At 61.8% G+C, this 20768-nt stretch carries 17 protein-coding genes; 13 read left to right on the forward strand and 4 right to left on the reverse strand.

Going from position 1 to position 20768, the window contains the following annotated elements; all coding sequences use genetic code 11:
• The first annotated feature begins 635 nt into the window (after positions 1 to 635).
• The 4 genes from OPIT5_00465 to OPIT5_00480 all read left to right on the forward strand — a co-directional run bounded on the left by OPIT5_00465 (position 636) and on the right by OPIT5_00480 (position 6338).
• Entirely contained in the window at positions 636 to 2084 is a 1449-nt protein-coding gene (locus OPIT5_00465) for a chromosomal replication initiator protein DnaA (GenBank protein ID AHF88971.1), read from the forward strand.
• A 222-nt stretch (positions 2085 to 2306) separates the two neighbouring features.
• Positions 2307 to 3875 carry a para-aminobenzoate synthase gene (locus OPIT5_00470; GenBank protein ID AHF88972.1) on the forward strand — a complete coding sequence of 523 codons (1569 nt, stop codon included), beginning with the start codon at positions 2307 to 2309 and terminating at the stop codon, positions 3873 to 3875.
• Positions 3876 to 4048: 173 nt separating this feature from the next.
• Entirely contained in the window at positions 4049 to 4888 is an 840-nt protein-coding gene (locus OPIT5_00475) for an aminotransferase class IV (protein ID AHF88973.1), read from the forward strand.
• Between the two features lie 91 nt (positions 4889 to 4979).
• A complete protein-coding gene (locus OPIT5_00480) occupies positions 4980 to 6338 on the forward strand; it encodes a hypothetical protein (GenBank protein ID AHF88974.1) in 1359 nt (452 codons plus the stop codon).
• A 484-nt stretch (positions 6339 to 6822) separates the two neighbouring features.
• Here OPIT5_00480 and OPIT5_00485 read toward each other — a convergent pair whose 3' ends face one another.
• Positions 6823 to 7707, reverse strand: a complete 885-nt coding sequence (locus OPIT5_00485; GenBank protein AHF88975.1) for an AraC family transcriptional regulator — start codon at positions 7705 to 7707, stop codon at positions 6823 to 6825.
• 20 nt (positions 7708 to 7727) lie between these two features.
• Here OPIT5_00485 and OPIT5_00490 point away from each other — a divergent pair, with 20 nt between their 5' ends.
• A complete protein-coding gene (locus OPIT5_00490; protein ID AHF88976.1) occupies positions 7728 to 9458 on the forward strand; it encodes an endopolygalacturonase in 1731 nt (576 codons plus the stop codon).
• Positions 9459 to 10052: 594 nt separating this feature from the next.
• Here the strand turns inward: OPIT5_00490 and OPIT5_00500 are convergent.
• Positions 10053 to 10292 (reverse strand): hypothetical protein, encoded by a 240-nt coding sequence (locus OPIT5_00500; GenBank protein AHF93923.1) that lies wholly within the window; start codon positions 10290 to 10292, stop codon positions 10053 to 10055.
• Between the two features lie 23 nt (positions 10293 to 10315).
• Here OPIT5_00500 and OPIT5_00505 point away from each other — a divergent pair, with 23 nt between their 5' ends.
• The 4 genes from OPIT5_00505 (at position 10316) to OPIT5_00520 (ending at position 15720) form a co-directional block, all read left to right on the forward strand.
• Entirely contained in the window at positions 10316 to 11005 is a 690-nt protein-coding gene (locus OPIT5_00505) for a hypothetical protein (protein ID AHF88977.1), read from the forward strand.
• Positions 11006 to 11086: 81 nt separating this feature from the next.
• On the forward strand, positions 11087 to 11893 hold the full coding sequence (locus tag OPIT5_00510) for a hypothetical protein (protein AHF88978.1): 807 nt from the start codon (positions 11087 to 11089) through the stop codon (positions 11891 to 11893).
• Between the two features lie 155 nt (positions 11894 to 12048).
• Positions 12049 to 14616, forward strand: coding sequence for a hypothetical protein (locus OPIT5_00515; GenBank protein ID AHF88979.1), 2568 nt, complete (start codon positions 12049 to 12051; stop codon positions 14614 to 14616).
• A gap of 48 nt (positions 14617 to 14664) precedes the next feature.
• Positions 14665 to 15720 carry a lipolytic protein G-D-S-L family gene (locus tag OPIT5_00520; GenBank protein AHF88980.1) on the forward strand — a complete coding sequence of 352 codons (1056 nt, stop codon included), beginning with the start codon at positions 14665 to 14667 and terminating at the stop codon, positions 15718 to 15720.
• A gap of 179 nt (positions 15721 to 15899) precedes the next feature.
• Here OPIT5_00520 and OPIT5_00525 read toward each other — a convergent pair whose 3' ends face one another.
• Both OPIT5_00525 and OPIT5_00530 read right to left on the reverse strand, forming a co-directional pair.
• Complete coding sequence (locus tag OPIT5_00525) at positions 15900 to 16367, reverse strand: copper-binding protein CusF (protein ID AHF88981.1); 468 nt, start codon at positions 16365 to 16367, stop codon at positions 15900 to 15902.
• A gap of 67 nt (positions 16368 to 16434) precedes the next feature.
• A complete protein-coding gene (locus OPIT5_00530) occupies positions 16435 to 16872 on the reverse strand; it encodes a hypothetical protein (GenBank protein AHF88982.1) in 438 nt (145 codons plus the stop codon).
• A gap of 132 nt (positions 16873 to 17004) precedes the next feature.
• On the opposite strand from OPIT5_00530, the gene OPIT5_00535 reads away from it, so the two are divergent.
• The 4 genes from OPIT5_00535 (at position 17005) to OPIT5_00550 (ending at position 20767) form a co-directional block, all read left to right on the forward strand.
• Positions 17005 to 17445 carry a ribose 5-phosphate isomerase gene (locus OPIT5_00535; GenBank protein ID AHF88983.1) on the forward strand — a complete coding sequence of 147 codons (441 nt, stop codon included), beginning with the start codon at positions 17005 to 17007 and terminating at the stop codon, positions 17443 to 17445.
• Between the two features lie 182 nt (positions 17446 to 17627).
• Entirely contained in the window at positions 17628 to 18311 is a 684-nt protein-coding gene (locus tag OPIT5_00540) for a metal-dependent hydrolase (protein ID AHF88984.1), read from the forward strand.
• Positions 18312 to 18612: 301 nt separating this feature from the next.
• Positions 18613 to 19767, forward strand: coding sequence for an aminotransferase (locus tag OPIT5_00545; protein AHF88985.1), 1155 nt, complete (start codon positions 18613 to 18615; stop codon positions 19765 to 19767).
• 52 nt (positions 19768 to 19819) lie between these two features.
• Complete coding sequence (locus tag OPIT5_00550; GenBank protein ID AHF88986.1) at positions 19820 to 20767, forward strand: AraC family transcriptional regulator; 948 nt, start codon at positions 19820 to 19822, stop codon at positions 20765 to 20767.
• Position 20768: the final 1 nt, after the last annotated feature.

Below are 20768 nucleotides of genomic sequence, written 5' to 3' on the forward strand. Positions count from 1 at the left end.
GCCCGTGGACGGCGCGAAGCGCCGCTCCCTCACCCCGCCGGCGTCCCGACACGGGCCGGAAGCCCGTGCCACTTTTTCCGCCAATCGGCTACGCATGACCATGCCCCCACCTCTTCCGATTGCGCCCCGGGGCCGGCTTTTTTTTCATGGCACTATCCCGTTTCTGTCCAAAAACCGCCCCCCTGCCGCCTGATCCGTCGTCACCGGATCGTCACTTTGTAGTGACCTGTTTGTTACATCCCTCGTAAAAACCCGGGACGTCCCAAACGGCGGCTCTGGCAAACAAAAAAACCGGGTAATTTATCCCCAAAACCATTGTGAATAACTTGTCGGAAAGTTGCTCTTGAAAGGTCTTCCGGCATGACCGTTACTCCGGCCTTTGATCCTGCCAATCCGGCCGTCCACGCCGTTCTTTCCCACGTCCCTCCAGCCGCCATCACGGCAGCAACCTGAGAACCGCTCACAAGCTACTCTCTTACAAGAGCTTGAGCATTCCAACTCCCCACGCGACTTACCCCGGGAAAAAAGCCACTTTCTCTCAGACCGTCTCGCCGTGAATCAGCCCTGCCGGAAACGTGCCCGAAACTTCGTGTGGACATATCTTGTGAATAAACCCGAATATCCAGCACTGATTCATGCCATCCGTTGCCGCCACGCCCAGCCTCTGGGAAACCGTCAAAAGTGACTTCCGGACGCTCTTCCCCGAAGACGTCTACCAGCTCTGGTTTGAGCCCGTCTCCTGCCTCGAGGCGACCGAAACCTCGCTCGTTCTCGGCGTGCCCAACGACTTTGCCGCGATCTGGATTCAGGACAACTACCTCGACCTCATCTCGCAGCGCCTGCTTCTCGCCGCCGGCCACGATGTCAGCGTGACTTTCCGCAAGGCCCCCGGCCAGGACGCCCGTCCCGGCGGCAGCGCTCCCGCCTCTCCGGCCGACGATGCCGATCTTTCCGGCGCCCGGTCGTCCCGCCACGGCGGCTTCCCGGCCTCCCGCCAGCCCGCCACCGGGCGCGGACGCTCCGCCTCCGGAGGCCGCAGCCACGAAGACCGCGCCGCCGCCGCCGGTTCGCTCAACCCGCGCAACACCTTCGACACCTACGTCGTCGGCTCCAACAACCAGATGGCCCACGCCGCCTCCATGGCGGTCGCCCAGGCCCCCGCGCAGGCCTACAATCCCCTCTTCCTCTACGGCGAGACCGGCCTCGGCAAGACGCACCTGATGCACGCCATCGGCCACGCCATCCTCCGCAGCCGCCCCGACGCGCGCGTCGCCTACCTCTCCACCGAAAAATTCACCAACGAGTTCATCCAGGCCCTCCAGGAAAACAACCTCGTCAAGTTCCGCCAGCGCTACCGCTCCGTGGACGTGTTCCTCCTCGACGACGTGCAGTTCCTCACCGGCAAGGAGCGCATCCAGGAAGAGTTTTTCCACACCTTCAACGAGCTCTTCGAGTCGCAGAAACAGATCGTCATCTCCAGCGACCGCCGCGCCAGCGAAATCCAGAAACTCGAGGCCCGCCTCGTTTCCCGTTTCGAGTGGGGGCTCCCCGCCGACATCCAGGCGCCCGATTTCGAAACCCGCCTCGCCATCCTCCGCACCAAGGCCGCCGCGCTGAAGTTCGACATCCCGCACGATGTCGCCGTGTTCATCGCGCAAAACATCGCGAAAAACATCCGCCGCCTCGAAGGCGCGCTGCTCAAGGTCGCCAGCTACGGTTCGCTCACCGGCCGCGCCGTGGACATCCCCACGGTCGAAAACCTCCTCAAGGACGCGCTCATGGAGCAGGCGCAGAACGCGCTCACCATCGAGGTCATCCAGAAAAAAGTGATGGAGCACTTCCAGCTTCGCCCCGGCGACATGACCAGCAAACGCCGTCCCAACAACATCGCCATCCCCCGCCAGATCGCGATGTGGCTCTGCCGCCAGCTCACCCGCCATTCCCTGCAAGACATCGGCGACGCTTTCGGCGGACGCGACCACGGCACGGTGATCCACGCCGGCAAGGCCGTGGAAAACATGATCGAGCAGGACCCGCAAATGCGTGGCCAGATCGAATTCCTCAAAACCCAGCTCAGCCGCTGAGACGCTGCGGCGGCGGCACACCCGGAGCGGCGGCATTCCTGCCGCTGCGACGAGGCGCCGTGCGCCTCGCCCTTTTCCGGTGTACGCCGCGAATTTCCCGAACCGGGCGACGCTTCGCGTCGTCGCAGCGGTCCGGAGACCGCCGCTCCTTTCCGTGCCGCGGACATTCTCCGGGACGGCAAACGATCCGTCTGAATCCGGCTCGTGCACACACACGTCGCCATGAGCATCCGCACCGAGTCTGCCAGCCTCCGGCCCTTCGCCACCTTTGCCGACCTCGCCGCCGCCATCGCCCGCCGTCATCGCGGCGTCGCCTGGCTCGACAGCGGACTTCCTCTCGACGGACTCGGCCGGTTCTCGTTTCTCGCCTTCGACCCCTTCCACACGTTCACCGCCCGGGCCGACGATAACGGCCGCGACCCGGGTGATCCGCTCGCCGCCCTCCGGGGCGAACTCGCCCGTCATTCGCCTGCCGCCGCGCACGCCTCTCCGCCGCATCCGCTGTTTCCCTTTGCCGGCGGCGCCATCGGCTACATCAGCTACGAAACCGGCGCCCGCCTCGAACGCATCGCCCCGGCCGCGCCCGACGAACTCGGCCTGCCCGACCTCGCCTTCCATTTTTACGACGGCCTGATCGCGCACGATCACGCCACCGGCGAAACCACCCTCGTCGCCAACCCCGTCCACCGTGCCGGCGCCCCGGCCATCCTCGCCCGCCTCCGCGCCGCCCTCGCCGGGGCCGCGGCCAGCCATTCCGCAACCGGCAATCCGCCATCCGCAATTCCCGCCCCCGCGCCCGTCCCCGACCTCTCCCGCGCGGCCTACGATGCCGCCATCGCCCGCATCCGCGCCCTGATCGCCAGCGGAGATGTTTACCAGGTCAACTTTACCCAGCGCTTCACCACGCCCTTCCCTCCCCCGGTGCAACTGAAAGCGGGATCGGGGGCGGCGTGGAAGAGGCATGGGCATCCTGCCCATGATTCCGGGGAGGCACGGGCTTCCAGCCCGTGTTTCGCACCGGACACCGGCGGCGCTGCGCACCGTCCACGGCCAGGATGGCCGTGCCACATGCACGCGTCCCCCTCCGCCGAAACCGCCGCCGCCATCGACCTCCACCTGCGTCTCCGCCAACGCAGCCCCGCCCCCTTTGCCGCGTATCTGGATTTCGGTGACCACCGGATCGTCTCCAGTTCGCCCGAACGTTTTTTGCAAAAGCGCGGTCCGCACCTCGAAACCCGCCCGATCAAGGGCACCCGTCCGCGCGGCGCCACGCCGGCCGACGACGCCCGCCTGCGCGCCGACCTCGCCGCCAGCGAAAAAGACCGCGCCGAGCTCCTCATGATTGTCGACCTCGAGCGCAACGACCTCGGCCGCGTCTGCCGCCCCGGCACCGTCCACGTCGAAGACCTTTATCGCCTCGAACCGCACCCCACCGTCCACCACCTCGTCGCCACCGTGCGCGGCGAACTCGCGCCCGGCCGCGATCTCTTCGACGCCCTCCGCGCCACGCTCCCCGGCGGCTCGATCACCGGCGCGCCGAAGATCCGCGCCATGCAGATCATCAACGCACTCGAACCCGTCCGCCGCCACGTTTACACCGGCGCGATCGGCTGGATCGGTTTCAACGGCGACGCCGATCTCAACATCGCCATCCGCACGATCACCTGCGCCCGCGGCCGTGCGTACTACCACGTCGGCGGCGGCATCGTCCAGGACTCGTCCTCCGCCAGCGAATACCAGGAAACCCTCGACAAGGGCCGCGCCATGCACGCCGCCCTCACCGGGTTTTGACCGCCCGATGCACACGCTTCCAAGCCATGGAGAAACCGCTAAAATACGCTGAAAAACGCTGAAAACAGGCCCGGCCATATTCCTGTTTCGCAACAAGGTTCGATAATTTTAGCGTTCTTCAGCGTATTTTAGCGGTCCCGTCATCTGCCTTTCATCAGTATCCATCCGCGTCCATGAGTCGTTTAGAAAACATGCCAGCCCAAACGCCCGCCGCACCGCACGTCATTCTCAACGGCGAACTCCTTCCCGCCGCCGCCGCGCGCGTCTCGCCGCTCGGCGACGGTTTCATGTTCGGCCACGGCGCGTTCGAAACCCTCCGCGCCCGCGCCGGCCGCGCGCTTCACCTCGACGCTCACCACGCCCGGCTTGCCGCCACCTGCTCCGCGCTCGATCTTGCCCCGCCGCCGCCCGTCGCCGAACTCGATCTCCGCATCACCCGCCTCCTTGCCGCACAAGGCCAGCCCGCCGCCGCCGTCAAGATCGTCCGCTACCGCGAACTCTCCGGCACCGGCGAACTCATCACCACGCGCCCGTTGCCCGTCACCGCCACCGATTACCTGCGCGGTTATCGCCTCAAGACCTTCGCCTGCCCGCCACGGGCCGGCCGGCCGCTCGCCGCGCACAAGACGCTCAACTACCTCGAAAACCTGCTGGCCCGCCGCGCCGCCCGCGAAGCCGGCGGCGACGAAGCCCTCTTCATCACCCACGCGCCGGACGACCTCGTCCTCGAAGGCTCCGCCACCACGCTCTTCATCGTGAAAGGTGGTGTCGTCCTCACGCCGCCGCTCGCGCTCGGCATCCTGCCCGGCATCGCCCGCGCCCGCGTGCTCGCGCACCTCGGCCCGGAGCGCGCCCGCGAGGAAACCCTTTCACGCGAGGCTCTGTTTGCCGCCGACGAGGTTTTTGTTATCAATGCCCTCATCGGCGTCATGCCCGTCTCCCGTATCGACAACCGCGATTTCCCGTCCGCCGCACCCGTCACCGCCGCCCTCGCCGACTTTTTCAACCACTAACGGATACCACGACCAAACCACGAAAAAACCGCTAATCAGCGGTCCCTTCATTGCCTGCATCCGTGTCATCCGTGGTCAAAACATTCACCGCATGTCCAACGCTGCCAACGACCCGCTCTCCCGTTTCCGCGCCCTGCTTCACGCTGCCGTGACGCAAGGTACGCTCGTGAAACTCACCTACGGCAAACCGCTCACCGACACCGTCGCCGATCCCACGCTGAAAAATCTCTTCGTGCGGCCGGTGAACCTCAAGACCGGCCCGCACCTGAGCTTCGTCTGGCGCCACGCCACGCGCGACATCACCAAAAACCATCCGCCCGCCGAAGCCCTCGCCGAACTCGACGCGCTCCTCGGCGCCACCTTTGGCGATGCGCATCTCTTCACGCCCGTCCAGAGCATCCAGTTCCAGACGCTCCCCAACGGGCGCCGCAAACTCACCCTCAAAACCGCGGCCGAAGCCCCGCCCCCGCCCCGCGACTCCCACGATCGCCACAAGGCCCACGCCATCCCGGCCGACGCCCCCTGGCTCCGCGCGCTCGGCGTCACCAACGATCGCGGCCAGCCCCGCGAAGGCATGGCGGGCAAATTCCGGCAAATCCAGAAATTCAGCGAACTGCTCACCCACCTGCTCGCCGACGCCGGTCTCACCGGGCCGCACGGCACCGCCGCCGCACCGGCCGACGACGGACAACCCGAACCCCTCGCCCCCCTCCCCTCCCTTTCCGCCTCCGCTTCTTTCGCTGCTCCCGGCCGCACGCCGGTGCGCATCGCCGACATGGGTTGCGGCAAAGGTTACCTCACCTTCGCCCTCGCCGCCCTGCTCGGTCCCTGCGCGGCCATCGCCGGCATCGAACGCCGCGCCGACCTCGTCGTCCTCGCCAACCAGATCGCCGCGCAACACGGTTTCGCCCCCTCGCCCCCTCCTTCCCTCTCCGCCTCTTCCCTGCCGGCCACCGTCCCCGCCGCCGGTCTCGTTTTCCACGAAGGCGAGATCAGCGCCACCGCGCCCGCCGCCGCGCCTGCGCTCGACGTGCTCATCGCGCTCCACGCCTGCAACACCGCGACCGACGACGCCCTCGCCGCCGGCATCGCGGCCGGCGCGCGCCTGCTCGTCGTCTCGCCCTGCTGCCACAAGGAACTGCGCCCGCAACTAACCCCTCCGCCCGTGCTCGCTGGCGCGCTCGCCCACGGCATCCTCCACGAACGCGAATCCGAAATCGTCACCGACGCCCTCCGCGCCGAGCTTCTCGAATGGGCCGGTTACCGGACAAAAGTCTTCGAGTTTATCTCGCCCGAACACACGGCGAAAAACCTGATGATCGCCGCCGTCAGGACCCGCGCGCCCGGCTCTCCGCAGATCGCCGCCCGCATCCGCGCCCTCGCGCAGTTTTACGGCATCCGCGAGCAGCGCCTCGCCCGCCACCTCGGTTTCGATCTGGCGACAACCTGAACCCGCCTGCACCCGCGATCAGCCGCCGCTGGATTCGCCGTTCGCCTCGCCCGGTCCCAGAGCGGTTCAAATAAAACTGTATCCGTTTTTTAACCACGGATTTCATCGGTTGGCTGCGCCCAAACCAAAGGATAGCCCACGATGTTTCGCAGTTGCTCTCTCTGTCTTTCTCTCTGTCTTTTTCTCTGCGCCCACTCCCAATCTCTGCGGTGTAAAAATCTGCACCACAGAGATTGGGAGTGGGCGCAGAGGGCAAGCCAGCGTCCCCGATGTTTCGTAGCTGCGAACGTAAGTTCGCAGCCCCCCCCGGAGCCTCCATGAATCCGGCCCACGAAACACACGAAAGGACACGAAAAACGAACCATCGGTTTTCTGTCTTTCTTTTCGTGTCCTTTCGTGTGTTTCGTGGGCTACCTCCCGGTTGCGGCGCAGCCGCTCCACGATATCCGTGGTTCTGTTTTCAGGATCCTGTACTGCTGCAATTTTAAAAAAAATGCTCCAGCCTGTTTCGGTATTTCCTCGGCGACATCTGCTCCAGACGCCGGAACCACGAGGAGAATTTCGACAGGTCACGAAATCCCAGTTCGTGCGCCACACGCTTGATCCGCGCTCCCGGAGCCAGCAATTCCCGTCGCGCAAACTGCAACCGCCGTTGCTCGTGAAATCCGTGCAACGTCTGGTGATAGTGGTGCAGGAACAACCGGTTCAGGTGCCCCGCGCTCAACCCCGCCACCCGTGCCGCCTCCTCCACATCGACCAGTGCGGAGCCTACCGGCAACTCGCCCAGCCACCGCCTCGCCTCCTCTACGCGCGGGTCCACATCGCGCGGGGTTTCCAGGTCCGGCAAGTGCCCGCGCCACTCTCCGGCCGCCGCCGCCAGCCATCCGCGAAACCAGCCGTCCATCGCCAGTACGTTCCCGAAATCGCGCCGTCGTCCGCGAAAATGCCACTCGTACTCGTCCGCCCCCGCCTCACCCTCCGCCCGCCACTCCCGCGCCGCCACCGATTCCACGGCCTCGTCGAGCACCGCTGATTTCTTCAACAACAACCCCGGACGCAGATCGAACACCGGTCGCAGGCTGTCCGGCCAATACGCCAGAAACGCAAACGACACCAGTCGCGCGTCCTCCGAAAAATCCTGCCGGCGATACCCCGTGGGCAAAAACAGCCAGTCCCCCGCCCGCGCTGTCAACGCCACCCGCGAAGTCCGCACCCGCACCGACCCCGCCTCCAGCCGCCACGCCGTCAATTCCGTCGGCGCACACTCCATATTGCGCCCCTCATCCGTCGGCGGTCCCCGGCGCAAACGCAGCAACTGCACGTGGCATCCCTGCCATTCTTCAGGAGAAAGTAACAACGCGCCTTTCATCCTTTAAGTGAGAAAACGGAATGTTGTTAAAACACAAGTTTTGCCTGAAAACAGACACTCAATCCCGTTGCCCGTCACGCATCACATTCACGAGCCTCGTTGCAGTGACGACCTGCCTCGATACCTCCACCGCGGTCCCTGCCGCCCCCCTCCCCTCGACCGCTCTCGCCGAGCCCATCGGCGCACCGGTTGCCGCGCCCCTTGCCCTCTCCACGCACTTTTCTCTCACGGTCAACGGCCGCCGTATCGCCGTCCACCAGGCCCGCGTATCCGCTGTTCCTTTCAACCGCGTCTGGCCCGGTCATCAACGCCCGCTCGACCAGACGGAACTCGCCTCGTTCGCCACCTTTGACGCTGATTTCCTTACTCCCGCCGTCCTCATTATTACCCTTCTCGACGACCACCCCCGCGCCTCCACCTTTGCCACCGACGACATTGCCCTTCGTCCCGTCGCGTGGAACCTCTCCCCGGCCGTTGACCGTACCCGCCGCACCCTCACGCTCAGGCTCGACCGTCCGCGCCATTTCACCGTCGAGATCGGCGGACAGCACCACGCCCTGCACCTCTTCGCCAATCCGCCCGCCGACTACGAATTCCCCCCGCCCGGCTCTCCCGACCTCATTCACTTCGGCCCCGGCGTCCACCATGCCGGGCTCATCCTCCCCCGCTCCGGCCAGACCATCCACATCGCCGAAGGGGCCATCGTTTACGGAGCCATCCTCGTTCGTCATGCCGACAACGTCCGCATCGTCGGTCGCGGGATTCTCGATACCAGCCCCTTCCTCCGCGGTCAGGAAGCCGACGAGACGAAACCCGGCGGCGAACTCTTCGCCCGCGGGCTCGCCCTCGACATCCCGCGCGAAAACCTCAACTACACCGGCAACATCACCGCCATCGCCAGCGCCCGGCTCACCATCGACGGCATCATCCTCCGCGACTCCCCCCTCTGGTCCACCAACATCCGCAACGGCTGCCGCCACGTCGCCATCAACAACGTCAAAATTATCGGCCAGTGGCGCTACAACGCCGACGGCATCAACATCTGCTCCTCCAGCCACGTCCGCGTATCCGGATGTTTTATACGCTCATTTGATGACGGCATCATCGCCCGCGGCACGCACATGCTTGGCGAGAACACGCCCCTGCACGACATGCACGTCACCGGATGCGTCATCTGGTGCGACTGGGGCCGCGCCCTCGAAGTCTGGACCGGTAGCAAATCCGCCAGCATCTCCCGCGTCGTTTACGAAAACATTCAGATAATCCGCACCACTCACATTGCCTTGGGCCTCCAGGTCTGGTGGGGTTCTCCCGACACCACCGCTGTCAACATCCGTTTTGAGGACATTTCCATCGAGGCCCATCCCGACGCGCTCCCCCCGCATATCCAGGAAGACGATACCCATGCCTATCCCTTTCCGTCCGACACATCCCCGGCCCGCCACATCCCCGATCTCTTCTGCGCCAACCTCTGCAATCCCGGTGAGGAGTGGCAGAAGTACTTTGCCAGCACTCCCGGCACGACTGCCAAACGCAGCGTTTATTACGGCTGTATCACCCTCAAAAACATCCGCTACACCGGCCCCGACACGCCCTCCCCCCGGATAATCGTCGGCTCCGGTGACGACATCCTGCAAATACACAACATCCATTTCGAAAACATTCGTATCAATGACCAGGCCTCGACGCCTCCCATGCCATTGACTCTCATCACCCACTCCAACGTTCAGCACCTCACCTTCCGTTCATAACGGAGCTTCTTAAAATCCATGAAAACCACGCCCCACCTACCTCCCGCCCTGCTCGCTACTGAAATTCGTGTCGCGGGCAAAACATGCCTTCCGCGTCACAGCAATTCCCGATATAGAATCACACCCTCCCACTCCGGTTTCACTTTGATCGAACTCCTCACCGTCATCGCGATCATTGGCATTCTGGCTGCAATTATCATCCCGACAGTCGGGCAAGTGAGACAAACCGCACGATCCGCGACTTGCAAAAGTAATCTCCGCCAACTTGGCGCCGCCTTCCTTCTTTTTGCGGCGGACAACAAGGACCGCCTGCCTGTCTCTCATAATTCCTCAATGGGCATGAAAGGTCTTTGGTGGTATCACATTGCCCCTTACGCGGGTCTTTCTCTGGGAGAGTCTCCAGATTGGCCTGACCTTAAGCGCGTTTGTTCCATGGATGGTCCGCTTCATTGCCCCTTAACCGATCCCAAGGATACTGCAAATTATCCTACTGATCCATTCTATAGCTATAAAATGACAAATCTGGCCATGGCCGCCGGTGGTCCGGGAGCCACGCAAGGCACTCCCATCCGCATGTTCAACAATCCATCCAAGCTACTTCTGGTCGCGGATGGGCGCAGCTATCCCCAGTTCAACACATACGATTCCACAAATATAGGCATGGGATTGGTTTATCCTCACAAGAATTCGCTTAACGCGCTGTTTCTTGATGGACACGTCGAAACGGCTACCGAACAGCAGCTCAAGGATCGTTGGTCGGTGATATTCCGCCTTTAGCGCTCCATCCCGCCCCCCTCTGTCCGCCTTTTTCATCCTCTTTGCCTTCCACAGCATACCAACCACCACCCATTCCCATTATGAAGAAAAACATTCTATCAGGCATGGTCGCTTTTTTTTCGGTGATCACCCTCGGCGTCGTTCCCCTCCTCGCGGAGGAGGAAGTTCTTTTCGCCGACAATTTTAACCGTGCCGACAAGGTATCCGTTGGCGCCACCTCGACAGGGGATTACCAATGGGCTGAGACTGAGACAAATCCCTTTTCCTTGTGGTTAAGCGCCAATCAACTCGTTCTTAACGGTGGCGGCGGCGAGGGAAGTGGCCCCAAAAGTGGAAACATCTATGTCGATTATGACCTTGATGCCATTTCATCCTACAAAATCGATTTCGTCATCACCAGTGGCGTCGGCCAATTTTCCGCTTCCGGATATACTGCCATTCAACCCAGAGGCACAGGCGTGTTCTATGCCAGTAGCTGGCTCCTCAGGGCAAACCCGGATACAAAACAAGTTTCCCTACTGTTTTACGATGGCTCGAAGGAAACTCTGGTTCGCAACAACGCCTTTGCCACGAATAGCCGCACAAAGATCAGCATCACTGTCGTGAACAACACCGCCACGCTGACGGTGGGCGGAACCGACATCAGCGACACACGCACGCTATCCTCGAAAGCCAATGATGGCATGCCCGATTATTTCGGTTTCAGCAACTCGAACTACGCGCGCTCAAGCGTTGATGACCTCGTGGTAATCGCACTACCCGAATCGTAAAACCGAGGGGATTATCCACTCGGAGAAAACATAAACAAGACATCCACATCTCCTACTCCCAACACATCTGAACTCCATATCATGAAAACAGCAAAAACAGTCAGCATATCAGGATTGCCAGCACTTCTTGTAGCGATCTTCTTTGGCGCCCTTCCCGTGTTTGGACAAACAACAGTCGTTCTTTTCGAGGATGACTTTAATCGCGCCAACAACAATGTCCTCGGCACAACTTCGGTCGGAGGTTTCAACTGGATAGAAGACTCTACCAGCAGTGGTCTTTCCACTTCCGCAACCGCTTCCATCATCGAAGACGGCAAGCTCGTCTTCTCTTCCATCGCGAACGACCCAGGTTATGCCAAAGTTGATTTCAACCTCGATAGTTACATGAACTACACGGTCTCTTTCGACCTGGAACTCATTGGTTCAACGAATTTCACAACGATTCAGCCGAATGGAAGCGGAACTCATACCACCTTGGGCTGGCGTTTATACCAGAATGCAAACGGCACTGTGGATTTATATTATTTCAATCCAAATCTGTCACCTCAGACAACCCTGCTTGCATCCAATATTTTTTCGACGAATGAGGTCGTGAACATCAGCATCGTTGTGACAAAGACTGAAGGGGGTGAAGGAACTAATCCAAGCAACACAGCCAGCCTGTATCTGAACAATGGCAGCGAGGCCGTGGCGACCAGCGTTTTCAGAAATGCTGATGGTGCCGCGGACTATTTTGCCATTTACGATGCCGGAGGAGCAGGAGCGAGGATAGATAATCTTGTGGTCACCACCACCATCATTCCCGAACCCTCAACGATCACTGCGCTTCTGGCGATTGGCGCGCTTGCCTTCGCATCCATCTCAACGCTGCGCAAACGCAAATCTTAACCCGCATTATTTCCGAGCATTGATTGCAACGCCATCTGCGATCAGGCGGATGGCGATTTAATTTGCGAGTTTCGCTTGCGAGGGCACGTGCCCATTCGCAATCAGGAACAGTTCCCCGCACCTCTCTCTAATTTTCATCAACAACAACATCCCCTATGTTTCGATTCACTATTCAGACAGCTCTTTTGTCTCTTTTGTTTACGGCCTCGGCCTTGGCTTTCACCATTAATGGTGATTCCGGCCTGCCGTATTTTTTTATAGGAAACAAGATAACCCTGAGCAAGGGAACTGCCGGTGCGAAGGTTGCCATTCTGGATGGACGCGGCAACACGGTGGCCGATGGCACGTTTGAGGCGGACGGAACCGCGTCCTTCTCCCTGCCAAAGGCCGGCTACTACGAAGCGTCAAGCGGAGACGCCAAACGGAGTTTTCTGGTCTCTTATCCGCGCAAACCCATCCCAAGCGTGGTTGGCATTGATGCTCATTTGTCGGACGACAGCATGTATAAACCGGCCTCCCGCGAACAACGTCTGGAGATGTTCCAAAAGCATCTCATCCTGGCCCGCCATTCGGGAGCCTGGTATTTGCGCGACAGATTCCGCTGGGGACAGTTTCAACCCAAAGAGGGAACATGGAATGACACGGTTTTCTCCACCTTTTACCTCCCTCAAATCGAGGCAGGATTCACCTTTCTCCCCGCCATTGAAGGATTGCCATCGTGGGCTGCCGCCATTCCCGGAAAAACCTTGGGCCCCCCAAAACAGGAAGCCTGGATTGAACTCTTCCGAACCCTGGCAGCCCGTTACGGGAAAAAAATGCCGCTCTTGCAGGTTTGGAATGAACCCAACCCCATCGGCATTGCCGGTTCGCAATTTCCGGGAGGCATTACTCCGGATAAATTTGAGGAGCATTTTTTGCGTGGCGCGCGCGCCGGAGTGGATGCCGCTAACGTTGAGGGCGTAAAGCTGGTGCTGGGAGGCGCCGCCGGCATGGATTTGCCCTGGCACGAACAACTGATTCGCTCCGGCCATCTCCGCCATGTCGATATTTTTGACGTGCATCCCTATGCGACCCAACCCTTCACCTTTGAACCCGCCATGCGCAAAATATTGGGCTGGCTGGACGAGGCCGGATTCAAGGGAACCGTCTTCGGCAGTGAATGGTCGGGCACAAAAGCCGTCCGCGGCCCAAACAGCCTGGCCCAAATGTTGGTGCTATGGTTTTCGCTGGATCCGCGGATGCGCGAAGGAGCCTTGTTTCAATTCGACCTTCGTGACTGGGGAGCCGGAGTCGGCACGCAAAGCAGTTACCAGATGGGCATTGCCAACAGTGACTTCTCGCCCAAGCCGGAATTCGCCGCCATGAACCTCGCCGCCCATCGACTCGCCGGAGCCACCCACGAACGCACCGTGACCGAGGAAGACAAGGTATCCGTCCAGTTAATACGCGACTCCGACGGGCAACTGTTTGCAACCGCCTTCGCCGACGGAGAACGCCGCTCTGTTTATTTGCAAACCAAGGCGTCCCATGTGGACATTACCCTGGCGGAAGGCGGCCCCCCCCTCCAACGCGCAACCTTGGGAGGCGTGCTGCCTCTCGATGTCGGAGATTCCAAGTTCATTTATCTGGATGGAATCGAGGACCTGACCCTGTCTCCTGCGATTTTTGCGATCACCGAACAACCTACTCCCGAAACCTCAAGACAAGTCTCGGGAACGGCGCTCCCATTTGTCACCTATGAACTGTGGAACCCTGTCGACAAAGCCGTCACGATCCGCGGAACGCTAAAAAGCGGCGCAGGCTTTCAATTTGTCGAGCCCGCCTTCGAGGTGAAACTCGCCCCCGGTGAACGCGTCGCACGCGTCTCGCCGATTCGTTATCGAGGCCCGATGCCCGAAGAATCCCATGGGTTCAGCGTTGAAATCGAAGTGCCCGAGATGGATTTCAAGGCAACACTTCCCGCCGTGCTCAATCCGGCAATCAACAACAAAGCGGAAATCTCCATGCTCCGCGACGCGCAGGGAAATCCCTGTATCCGGGTGAGCTTCGAAAAACAACTGGCCTCGCAAATAACGCCCAGCGTCCGGGTGGGTGGGATTCCCGCGCCCCTGACCATGCGTCGAATTGATTCAAAAAACTTCGACTTCCGGCCAGGCTCCTCATCCAAGCCTCTACCGACGACCGAACGCGCCCGCGTGACTCTTGTTCTTCGTTATCCAAGCGGCATCTCCTATGCGATCCAGACATCATTGCGATTCAAGGACACGCTCTTGCCTGATGCCAAACAGGACATCGTGGAGGCCGGTTGCGACCATCCGCTAAATCTTTATCTGGCCCAACCCGTGGTCCTTAAAGGACGAAGCCTCTCGGCCGTGGAGCTTATCATCAACAACTGGAGAGGCGCTCAGCTACCTGTTGATATGGAAATACGCGAAGAATCGCCAACCGGCAAAGTCCTGGCAAACGCGACCACATCGATTCTGACCGGCTCGAACTGGAACATGTTTGTTCTTGATCGGGTTATTGAGACCATCGAGCCGGGAAAAACCTATTGGATCGTCGTGCTGACAAGCAGCACAACGGATCGTGTCTTGTGGGGATACCGTAAACAAACTGCCGTGAGCGAAAGTAGCGCCCAGTTCAGCCATGATCGTGTCGGCTGGAGCCCGCTGAGCCACAAAGGCTCCCCGGCGATTCAGTTCTCCTATCGCCTGTATAATTAGTACGGTCATCCGGTGGAACCCGCCGCCAAACCATATAGCATGCGCTCCATGAGCAGCCAGAGCACATCCCTTCACCACAATGAGCCAGTCCTGTTCACACGTCCTGCATACGGAGCTCCAGCCGAGGCGTTTTTTCTGCTTCCTCCCAGAAAACTCCTCCGGGTGCATTCATCCGATGCAACGCTGAAACTTGTCGTATCCGATTTCCGGATCGAGGGTCGAAAAATCACTTACACCGGAACGGAAAAAATACCTTCGTTTAGTGAAAAAGAGCTGTTCCCCGCCGAAAAGACCGCCCGCTCCATCGGCCATCACACCGACCGTAAACGCCACCTGCTGTTTTTCGAAGGCCGGTATTTTTATGACCAGCAGATACGTTTCGACTACGAAACCGACGAACGCTGGACGCTGCCCGGTCCTTCCGCGCACTCCCGTTCCCTGCCCCGCCTTTCCCGTCTCGCTACCAGAATCGCGGAAGGCCGGCCCATTACCGTCGTCCTCCTCGGCGACAGCATTTCCGCCGGAGCCAATGCCGTGGAGAGCCCCCGTTACATCGAGCAAGTCTGCGACCGCCTTCGCACGCTGACCACAGGCGAAGTCACGTTGCACAACCTCTCCAAAGGCGGCATGAGCACCCCGTGGGGAGTGGAGCAAGCCGCGCGGGCCGTCGCCCTCCGTCCCGACCTGTTTATCGTGGCCTTCGGCATGAACGACGCTTCCGGCAAATATCCTCCAGAAAACTACGCCGCCAACGTCCGGCGCATGGTCACCATGGTGACCGATGCCACCCCCGACGCCGAATGTGCGGTTGTCAGCGGAATGAACGCCAATCCTGACTGGCATCTTGCCCATCCCGAGTTTCACCAAGCCTACCACGAACACCTGAAAAAACTCGCCGACGCACGCATCGCCTTTTGTGACGTATTCACTCCGTGGAACCACCTCGTGGCCCGCAAGGGTTTCCTCAGCGTGACCGGCAACGGCGTCAACCACCCCAACGACTACGGCCACCGCCTGTATGCGGACATCCTGATCCGAAGCCTGTTGTTCGACACGGCACAGGACAAATGTTCATCAGAGGTTTCTGTGCCGAATCATGGATAAGCAGTCCACGGTTCGCCGGCACGGGACCATAGCAGGCAGACTACCGGCCCTCGGCCTGCAGTGCGCCCGGCTCTCCGCAAATCGCCGCCCGCATCCGCACCCTCGCGCAGTTTTACGGCATCCTAAAGTCAAAAACAGCCGGAGCACCGGTATAACCGGCAGGATCCACCCGGGCGGGCTTACTTCGCGGCCGTCTCCCCTGGCTCACCCAGTTTTGCCTTGTCGATCCACCAGCCGTCGTCCTTGCGCACGAGCAGGCCGGTGATGGCGTCGCCTTTCTTCGCCGCCGCCAGCGTGGCTTCGTCCACTTTCAGCAGCATGGTCATCGCCTTCATCACGCCGGGCACGTCTTCGTGCTTGACCAGCAGGCCGCCCCTCGAGGCCAGCACCGCGATGACCTCGCCGCGCAGATTCGGCTCCGTCGCCGCCGGTTCGGGCCCGGCCTTCTTCGCGGCGTTCGCCGCCATGATCGCCGCCGCTGCCGGCGGCGGAGCGCAGCAATCACGTTCATCGTCCCCGCCCGCGCGGGCCAACGGCGTCGCCGCCAGCGCGGCGAACAACAGGAGGGCAAAGGAAACGCTCCGCCCGGTCTGGCGGACGGAGTGCCTCCGGAACAATAGAAGCGTGGCAGCACCTGGGATTTTCATGAGATCGACAAATTTATAAACGGAACATGGCCGACACGGAAACCGGCCGGAAGAAAAACGCGAAAAATCATTGCTGCATCTGCTCGATCGTGGACACCACGCCGCCGGAAAAAACCACGCGGATGCGATCATCGCCGCGGTCGCCCGAGCCGATGCCCACCCCCGTGCCGACTCCCACGCCGCTGCCGCCGCTTCCCCCGCCGATGCCGAGGCCGAGACCGAAGCTCGGCGACCGGCTCCGCCAGGCCCACACCTCCGTGTCGCCGGTCGTGCTGGTCCGCGTATAAATCCGGTCGGGCTCGCCCAGCGCCACCTTGACCTGCTCCGGCGTGAAGCCCGTCTGCACCTGCCCCGCGCGCACTTTTTCCTGCACGGCCGCCGGCCATGTGTCGAACGCCGCCTGGTTCTTCGAAATGCGCGACGCCGGGCTCGAACAGCCCGCCACCGCCAGAACCGCCGCCATTGCCGCCGCCAGCCAGAAGGGTTTTCCGAAAGGAGATTTCATGGGAGGACAATAACACGATCGACAGCGGCGCGCCAGTGTGGTTCGGACATCGGTTTTCAGAAACGCTGGCCCACGGCCCGGCGCCGTCCGACTCCGGTCTGCCAACCACGCATCCATCTGACTCACCATATCATGAAAAAATTCAGCATCGCCATCGGTTCCGATCACGCCGGTTTCGCCTACAAGGAAAAAATCAAGGAAGCGCTCCTCGCCGACGGGCACACGGTGCGCGACTTCGGCACGTATTCCGACGCCTCCTGCGACTACCCCGATTTCATCCGGCCCACCGCCGAAGCCGTGGCGCGCGGCGAGTTCGAACGCGGCATCGTCCTCGGCGGCTCGGGCAACGGCGAGGCCATCGTCGCCAACCGCATCAAGGGCGTGCGCTGCGGGCTCTGCTGGAACGAGCAGGTCGCCATCTGGAACCGCTCCCACAACGACGGCAACGTCCTCTCGCTCGGCGAACGCACTATCACCCTGGAAGAAGCCCTCAAAATCGTCCGCACCTGGCTCGCCACCGAATTCGAAGGCGGCCGCCACATCGCCCGCATCCGCAAGATCGACGGCGAGTGAACGGCTGGCCCGCCCCTCCCGGCAGAGAGCCGCCGAAGGATGCAAAGATTACATAAACAGACCATTTCTTCCCGCGCCTCTTTGCAGCCGTCCGGAGATTGGTTTACAGAGTAGTCCGGGTCCCGTTTTTTTAACCCCGGTCCCTGACCGGAATCCGCAACCCTGATACAACACCACACATCATGCGTATCACCTATTACGGCCATTCCTGTTTTCTCGTCGAAACCTCCGCGGCGCGGATCATCATCGATCCGTTCCTGACCGACAACCCCTTCGCTCCCGTCCGGGCGAAGGACGTGAAATGCGACGCCGTGCTCGTCACACACGGTCACGAAGATCATTCCTGCGACGCCTTCGAGATCGCCCGCGCCAACGACGCCACGCTCGTCGCCAATTACGAAATCGCCGAGTACTTCGCCGCCAAGGGCCTCGCCACCACGCACGGCATGAATCCGGGCGGCGCGCACATCTTCCCCTTCGGCCGGGTGAAGCTCACGCTGGCGCACCATACCTCCAGCTTCAACGCCGGGCTCAACCCGATCTACATGGGCGTGCCCTGCGGCATCATTCTTGAGGCCGACGGCAAACGCCTCTACCATGCCGGCGACACCGCGCTCTTCCTCGACATGCAGCTTATCGGACGCGGCGGTCTCGACGCCGCCCTGCTCCCCATCGGCGACAATTTCACGATGGGTCCGGAAGATGCCATCGACGCGCTCGATTTCCTGAAACCCCGCATCGCCGTGCCCATGCACTACAACACCTGGCCACCCATCGTGCAGGACCCGCAGGCCTTCGCTGCCGCCGCCAAGGCGCGCGGCCACGAAGTCCACCCGCTCGCCGCCGGCCACTCGCTGGAAATCTAGAAAAAACTGAAAGGCTGAAACGCTGAAAAACTGAAATGCAAACAGCCGCGAACGCCCCCCCGGCTCGCCGGAACCTTCAATCCTCCGCTCTCCGCCTTTCAGCTTTTCAGCCTGGATTTGATTGAAACCGCTAAAGGGCGCTAAAAGTCGCTAAAGGAGAACAGGTTGATGATGAAATCAGGAGACCGGTACATTCACCTGCCGCGTGAAGACATCGTCGGATTGTCCTGCCTCACAACGTCTTTCTTTAGCGTCCTTTAGCGGTTCCCTCTGCTGCGGTTTCAGGCTCAGCTTTTCCCCCATGTCCTACTTCGACCACAACGCCACCACGCCGCTCTCGCCTGCTGCTCGCGCGGCGTGGCTCAAGATGGCCGACGAAGCCTGGCACAATCCCTCGAGCCTCTATCGCGCCGCCGCCCGGGCCCGCATCCGGCTCGACTCCGCCCGCGAAGCCCTCGCCGCGCTTCTCGGCGGCGAACCCGCGCACTACGTTTTCACCTCCGGCGCCACGGAGGGAGCCCACGCTGTCCTCGGCCGCCTCGCCGCCACGCTGCCCGCCGACAGCCGCCTGGCGATCAATCCGACCGAACACCCCTGCGTGATCGCCGCCGCGCAGCGATTTTTCGGTGACCGCATCCTCCCGCTGCCCGTCACCGCCGACGGCGTGGTCACGGCCGCGGCCATCGAAACCGTCCTCGCCGATCCGTCCGTAAAAACCGGCGCGGTTGTCGTCATGGCCGCGAACAACGAGACCGGCGTCATCCAGCCCTGGCGGGAAATCGCCCGCGCCTGCCGCGCGGCGGCGGGAGGAGCCGGCGTGCCCTTCGTGTGCGACGTCACCCAGTGGCTCGGCAAACTCCCGGGCGGCGGACTCGGCGAAGCGGAAACGGGCGCCACGCTCATCGCCTCCGCCCATAAATTCGGCGGACCGAAGGGCGTCGGTTTCGTCAAGCTCCCGGCCGACGACCCCGGCTTCCGCCTCCAGCCTGGCGGCTCGCAGGAACACGATCACCGCGGCGGCACCGAAGACCTCCCCTCCATTGCCGCGCTGGTGGCCGCGCTGGCCGATGCCGAGCAACAAAAAGTGTTTCTCGAAAGCGACCGGCTGCGTATCCGCGACACGGCCGAACGCGCCCTGCTCGCCGCCGTGCCCGGCGCCCGCATCGTCGGCGCCGGGGCCGATCGTCTCTGGAACACCGTTTCGCTGCTCCTGCCTTTCGGCGAAAACACCCGCTGGGTGACGCGCCTCGACAAACGCGACGCGCAGGTTTCCACCGGCTCCGCCTGCGCGACCGGCAAGACGGGCCCCTCGCACGTCCTCACCGCGCTCGGCCTCTCGCCCGACGAAGCCCGCCGCTCCCTCCGGATCAGTAGTGGATGGGAAACTACGGAATCCGACTGGCAGGCCCTCGCCGCCGCGCTGGCGGAGGTGGCGGCGGAGCTGCGGCAGCCGTGACGCCGGCAACTTTTGCATTGCAGGCGCCACCCGGAATTTTGCCACAATCCGCATGCCGGACGCCATGCTTTCGCAAAACCTCAAAACCCTCAGTCGTATCCACGGCGGCAAATACATTCACCAGGCCGGGTTCCTTCCCGGACAGACTCGTGACTACTGGCTCATTGCCCAATCGCTCAATCCATCGCCCGTCGGGGCCATCACCCGCAGCACGCAAATTCACGAAAGCTGGGCGCATCAACGTGAACTGAAAGCCGGTCAACTGGATACGTTTTCGCGTTATTCGCTCATCTACGTGACCAAAGGCCGGGGAATCTTTCGCGACGACCGTCATCGCGAGGCACTGCCCGTTGCGGCGGGCGACGTGATCTGCGTTTTCCCCGGCATCCCCCACGCCTACGGTCCCCCGGAAGGCGAGCGTTGGGATGAAATCAATGTCGAATTTTCCGGCATCATCTTTGACGCATGGATAGGGGCCGGCCTGCTCGATCCCGCCATCCCCGTGCGTCACCTTCCCCAACCCGTGGACTACTGGCTGAAGCGATTCCACGACGTGGTGCTGCCCCTCGCAGCCCGGCCCTCCGGAAAGGATTTCACGTTGCGCGACGCCGGACGCCTCACCGATCTCCTCGCCGAGATATGCGACACCTGGCAGAAACCGCACACCCAATCCGATCTCCTCTGGGCCAACGAAGCCCGCGCCCGCCTGCTCGCCCTGCCGCCTGATGCTCCCCTCGACCTTGTCGCCGAAGGCCGCGCCTTCGAACTCAGCGAACAAGCCTACCGGAAAAAATTCAAACGCCTCTGCGGTGTCACGCCGAGTGCCTTCCGCTCGCGTCATCTCGTCGAGCAGGCCTGCCATCAGCTCATCGCCTCCGACGTATCCATAAAGGCCCTCGCTTTCGCCTGTGGATTCAGCACCCCGTTCTCGTTCTCCCGCCGCTTCAAACAACTCACCGGCCTTTCCCCCGAAAAATACCGCGAAAACGCCCTGCGCTGAG

It is taken from the genome of Opitutaceae bacterium TAV5 (assembly GCA_000242935.3).
GTDB lineage: Bacteria > Verrucomicrobiota > Verrucomicrobiia > Opitutales > Opitutaceae > Geminisphaera.